This window comes from Chitinophaga sp., from assembly GCF_036569125.1.
Classification (GTDB): Bacteria; Bacteroidota; Bacteroidia; order Chitinophagales; family Chitinophagaceae; genus Chitinophaga.
In genome coordinates, this window is the sequence record NZ_DATCRF010000696.1 from 1 (window position 1) to 5756 (window position 5756).

6 protein-coding genes are annotated in these 5756 nt (G+C 46.4%); 1 reads left to right on the forward strand and 5 read right to left on the reverse strand.

Annotated features, from left to right (window positions below; all coding sequences use genetic code 11):
* Window positions 1-473 precede the first annotated feature (473 nt).
* Window positions 474-944, reverse strand: coding sequence for a DUF2269 family protein (locus VIM87_RS25840; RefSeq protein ID WP_331999784.1), 471 nt, complete (start codon window positions 942-944; stop codon window positions 474-476).
* A 274-nt stretch (window positions 945-1218) separates the two neighbouring features.
* On the opposite strand from VIM87_RS25840, the gene VIM87_RS25845 reads away from it, so the two are divergent.
* On the forward strand, window positions 1219-1857 hold the full coding sequence (locus VIM87_RS25845) for a MarR family winged helix-turn-helix transcriptional regulator (RefSeq protein WP_331999785.1): 639 nt from the start codon (window positions 1219-1221) through the stop codon (window positions 1855-1857).
* A gap of 153 nt (window positions 1858-2010) precedes the next feature.
* Here VIM87_RS25845 and VIM87_RS25850 read toward each other — a convergent pair whose 3' ends face one another.
* From VIM87_RS25850 to VIM87_RS25865, 4 genes are all read right to left on the reverse strand, one after another.
* Window positions 2011-2694, reverse strand: a complete 684-nt coding sequence (locus VIM87_RS25850) for a class I SAM-dependent methyltransferase (protein WP_331999786.1) — start codon at window positions 2692-2694, stop codon at window positions 2011-2013.
* A 141-nt stretch (window positions 2695-2835) separates the two neighbouring features.
* On the reverse strand, window positions 2836-3696 hold the full coding sequence (locus VIM87_RS25855; protein WP_331999787.1) for a class I SAM-dependent methyltransferase: 861 nt from the start codon (window positions 3694-3696) through the stop codon (window positions 2836-2838).
* 86 nt (window positions 3697-3782) lie between these two features.
* Window positions 3783-4046 carry a hypothetical protein gene (locus VIM87_RS25860; protein ID WP_331999788.1) on the reverse strand — a complete coding sequence of 88 codons (264 nt, stop codon included), beginning with the start codon at window positions 4044-4046 and terminating at the stop codon, window positions 3783-3785.
* 77 nt (window positions 4047-4123) lie between these two features.
* The coding region (locus tag VIM87_RS25865; RefSeq protein WP_331999789.1) for a hypothetical protein at window positions 4124-5756 on the reverse strand (1633 nt) is incomplete at its 5' end.

Genomic DNA, 5756 nt, shown 5'->3' on the forward strand with positions numbered 1-5756 from the left:
CTGCCGGTAGAGATCTGGCAGCGCGGCGGCACCTGGACTTTTTTATACCCTTCCACCACCACTTTAAGCCAGGTAACCATAGACCCGCAGGGCGCCCTGCCGGATGTAAACCGGGCTAACAATACGTGGAATGCAAAGTAAAAAGTAAAAAAGCAAAAAGTAAAATGGGAAGTAGCGCATCTAAGTAAGTGTGCTACATTATTTAAATACAAAAAGCAAAAAGTGAAATAGCGTAAAACACTATTTTACTTTTTGCTTTTTTACTTTTAATTTCTTCGGACGATAACCCAGGCACCACCACAGCAGCATACCGTAAAAGATAAAGTCGCTGGCAGGGAACCTTTGTTTCACTTTACATTTTATTACCGGTTATTAAAAGCAAAAGTAAAACAACACGAAAAGCGCTCAACACGCTGTACTCCATCATTTTACTTTTTGCTTTTTTACTTTTTACTTTCTTTCATTTACTTGTACTACTGGAATTTAAACACCCCCAGTATAAATATCAGCAGCAATATCAGGAACTGCCCAACATGAAAAATGCCGATCCGCTTTTTCAGCGCAGTGTATTGCAGCATATCTGTAGCGGTGGTTTGGGCAAACAGCAGGGATTGCAATTTTTTTACGCCGGGCGCACCTACCAGTATGATATTCAGGACCATCAGCACAATAAGGCCCATCTTAAACTCAAACCAGAATTGTTTGGTTACGCCAAACTGGTAAGCCCTTAACAGCATAAAACCACTCGCAAACAGTAAAAGACCGCCTATACGCAGGAACCAGTCGTATGCGGAGGATACTTTAAATACTACAGTAGCTTTTTGATGCTCGCCCGGCAGGTAGCCCCAAAGCTGCCGTAGCGTAATAAAATGCCCCAGCGTACCGCCGGATATGAGGGCTATGCCAATAATGTGCAGGACCAGGCCTGAAGAAAACAGATTCATATATACGGGTTTTAGAATGAGCAAACAGGTATTGCACCATCTTACAGATAGTTTTATCTTATAGACAGTTCTCCCGGAAAATTTGTGACGGCAACAGGGAACTTTACCAATAGCGCCGGCAAGCTATTGTGTATGGCCGCTTAGGCCTGAAGTGCAGGTAAAACAGATAAATTACTACATAACCGCAGTATTAATTACAAATATAATACAGCATCGTTATAAATACAACAATTCTGAAATAATTTTCGCTAAATTGCTCTTGATCCGTAGTAATATGAATACAACAGTTGAATTAGTAACGGCCTGGGGAGCTTATGAAGAAAAACATCCCGGCTGCAGCATAGAAGATTTTTGCCGCTATTACCTGCTGCAGCAAAAGCAGCAGGCGCCGGTAAATACCGAAAAGCTTACAGGCGGGCTGCAGCCGCCTGCCCCGGAAGCAATGCTGATGAAGGTAATGGGCCGCATTATGCGCCTCCATGAGCTGTACGCCCGTACTGCCCTCGATGATGCCGGCCTTGGCCAGTTTGAGGAGTTTGCCCTGATGCACGGGGTAAAGCAGCGTAAAGATCCCCGCAAGTCAGAGGTGATCTATGCTACTATTTACGAGCTTTCCACAGGTTCAGATCTGCTGAACCGGCTGCGGGAAAAGGGATACGTTATGGAGGTCCCCGACCCTGCCGACCGCCGCTCCAAACGCGTGAAGATCACCGCTAAAGGCGAAAAAATATTGCAGCATGCCTATAAACGTATGGGACAGCTGGTAAAGATGATGCTGCGCGATATGGATGAAGAAGAAGTATTATTATGCATTCAGCTGCTGAAGGATGTAGAAATAAAGTTCTCCGAACGCTGGCCGGAAGACAAAGGCCGTTCTTTTGACGAGATCTATACCAGTGTAATGAGCGAATAGTTAATTAATAATGAAGAATGAATAATTAATAATCGTATTGAAGCACTACGCATAACGGTATTGTTGCACAGAGAAAATGCAGTGTTTCACCCATGCGAAATGCAGCATCCATGATTATTAATTATTCATTCTTAATTATTAATTTATCTGATTTCATTTAAAGTATTCATTGAAATAGGCTGCCGGCTTCAAATTCAGCCACTCCTGCCGGTTAGCGGCAAACTCCTCATACGTGAGCGCCTCGATCTGCGCCGGGGTAAAAGACAACGGGTTTTCCGGCGTGCCCCTGGTTACAATCCCCAGGCCATGGTCCGCATCCAGCACAAATACGTTAATATCTTTGCGCAGGCTTCTTAAATGAATAACGCTTTTCCATACATCCCCGTTCCAGAAGCCCTGGCATTTATTGGCATCCCACTCCGCCCAGGTATAACCGGCTTCTTTGGTTTGCGGGTTACAGTCGTGCATTATGATCACCCCATTGCCGGCAAGCCGGTCCAGACAATTCTCCACATCCCGTAAGGCATAGGCATATTCATGCATGCCATCTACCAGGCAAATGTCCAACAATGTGTTTTGCAGGGCTTTATCTGCCTTTTCTGCAAAAAAGCGGTCGCTTTCCATGCGAAAGTAGCTGGCATTAAAATTAGCCGGGTATTGGATAGCTTTGAAGAACTGTTTAAGGGCGCCAAATTTCAGAAAAGGATCTACAGCTATTTTGCGGCCAGCCTTGATCGGGAAGAAGTTTTTGCCGGATTCAACGCCTATCTCCAGGTAAGTTTTAAAACCATATTTATCAATAAGCGCCTGTGTAATAATGCTTCTGTTTGTTGTCATAAGTGGATTGTCAGGACAGCAAAATAAGTTTATTTCCCATTAATAAAAAGACCCCGGCAGGAATGCCAGGGCCGTTGTACTCGTCTATAATGCTTAATATTCAAGACCTAAAAAATAAACTGCCTGCCATCCGTCAATACTTTATTGAGGTACATCGCGCTTCCTGCAAATAACAATGTGATTCAGAAATGCATCATATCTTTTAGGTAATATCCGGTTCATTAGCTTGCACAGGAGATTGAGCATCAGAAAAGAGCAGAATGAAACCACCTTCTTTACCGGCCTGGCAAAGTTCAGCTTAGAAAGTACGTAGCTGTCCAGGTAAGACATGAACATCTGCATCTGGGCCTGTACGGAAGTTCCCAGCTTTTCATAATACAGGATCTCAAATCCTTTTCGTTCCAGTAGCATCTTCAGGCCATAAGAGGTGTAGCGGCTGCAATCATTGGGTACCTCGTGTTCCGCTATAATGAACGGACAGGTAGCCAGCATTACCGCCCCTGGCTTCATTACCCGGTGTAATTCTTCCAGTATTTCTTCCGGGTTAAAGATATGCTCAAACACCTCTGTGCTCAGCACACTATCAAAGTGATCCGATCCAACCGGGATGGTTTTACCGTCATAAAAAACATCAATTTGTTCGTTCTCATGACTATGCCCCTGTCCCTGATAATCCACCCCAATATATTCATCCACCCTGATCAGGCTCTTATAGGGCTTGCTGCCACAACCGAAATCCAGCATACGGCCATGTAAAACCCCGAAATGCTTCTTCAGATTCGTGATCAATAAGGTTCTTGCGATGTAAACCGACTGGCCCATTGAAGGGTAAAAGTCTTTACTAACCGCTTTTAGGGATATAGGTGATCCAGGTCCTGAATAGGAGCATGCATGCAGCGCCAATGTTGGCGGGGCTGTGGCCCTTGCCATTGCCCCGGTATCGGGCATGCTCTGGTTACGCCCGCTGGGGCTTACTATTGCATCCGTATTGTACTCTTGCATAATGCTTAACATTCAAGACCTGGAAATAAACTGCTTGCCGTCTTATGTCTTTAACAGCAGGTGAACTTACCCCCTGCTGCCTTCACTTAACGATGCCTGCGATAGAGGGTATCCGGCCAATGAGGAAAGGTATCATGCGGCGGAAACGTATCGTGCGGAAAAGTATCGTGTGGAAAGGTATCATGAGGCAGTGAATCATGCGGAAGGGAATCGGTTGGCAATGAATCCTGTTTGGCCAAAGCCGCTTCCTTTGCATTAAGCTTTTCAATCAATGAGTTCTCTTTCCGGCAGGCTGTTGCCGCTATAATAAAAGTGCCTACCACCAGGAGCGAAAAATGAAGTTTGTGCATAGCTGAATATGGGTTTGATTACACTTATACAGACAGCTCTTTTATTACCGGAGGTTGGGTAACTGCACCAAAATATTTTATTTCCTTAGCGGCACACGTATGTACAATTCAAGCTGTTTATCCTGCAGGGGTTGCAGCGGCTTTGCAAAGCCGCTGTTGCCGGCAGAGCGCAGCAGAATGGCCCGGTAGCTTATCCCTACCTGTATACGGGGCCGGATGTAATAACCTGCATCCAGGCTCCAGCTGAGTGTATGCGTGCCCGGTAGCTGCTGCTTGCTAAAGGCAGGTGTGCTGCTTGCAGGTACGCTTTGCAGGCTATCGGTATGGGTGTGCGTTTCCGGTGTGCCTTTGGCGCCGGAGGGTAAAGCATATTGATAGGTAAGCCCGGTGCTGAAGATCCATTTATTTATAACATAGGCAACATTTACCCCTGCCCCACCTACAAAAGTGCTTTTTACGGTGTAAGGCGTAGTGGTGGTGTCCGTTCTGAACACGCCTGTGGCTGCGCCCAAGCTATCCGTCTCCTGCTTTCTGTTAACAGCAGTGTGGCTGAATGCTTTACCAAATCCGCCAAGGTAGGCAGCGCTTAATATAGGCTGCAGGTATAAGCCCCTGGCTATTGGAAATGCATATGTGGCGCCCAGCTTAAAGCCCAATCCATTTCCGGGTTTGGCGGTGCCGCTGTCGCCCGCTGCTACGCCAACACTTAATGGGTAAACGAAACCAGCCTGCAATGCCAGGCCGCCTGTTATGGGGCCGTCGTAATTTACAGGGTCTCTAAAACCTCCTGTGAGAAAGCTTATCTGCTGTTCCCGGTGGTTTAACGGCAGTGTGGGCAGGTGTATGGAAAATGCATTCACCGTACGTAAAGGTTGTAATACCACGGTGTTAGGCGTGCCTGTTGCATTTTTTAGTGTAACAGGTGTTTTGCCCTGCCGGTTGGTATGGCTGGGCGTTGCTGGTATAGGGATAATCGTTGATTGAGCTTTATTAGCATTATCAGGATGGCTGCTTTCGGTCGCTTTTGCCAGGCCAGGTTTGTTTTTACCGGCAGTTGTTTCTTCGCCGGAAACATCCGTTTTTATAACACTGCCTGGTTTGGCTTTGCCTTCCTTAGTAACGTCACCGGATGCCTGTTTGCTTTTCATAAGGCCACGTTTTGCCTTGCCGGCACTCGTAACTTCGCGGGGAATTGGCCCTGTTCCTGCAGCAGTGCCAGATTTTGTTTTACCCGCATCAGTATTACCACCGGATGGTTGCGTTGCCTTGATAACACTACCTGGCGCTGCTTTACCTGCACTGCCCCCACCGGAAATACCACCCGGTTTTGCCTTACTATCTTTTACATAGGGATGCTTTGAAGTATTGACAGTATTTCCACCCGGCGTATTGGCTGCCAGGTTACTGTTTTTATCGGCCGGCAGGTTGCCCGGTTTATTATTCGCATTAATTGGCGGTGCTGTCCTATTGTTGTTAGCCCTTTCTGAAGATGATCCTTTAGCTATTAAATTACTTGAAGCTAACGCTGTATCTGATTCTTTTACATCAGGTTGAGTAACATTCGTTGTTGGAGATAATTCTCCCTTAGCAGCTTTTTCATCGATAGCTCCTCTACCTCCCCCGGCAGCTTGGCCAGCATCTCTCCCCTTTTCACCTACTCCTTTTTCCGCACCAGCTGTTACACCGCTCCACAGTTTATTACCCTGCGGC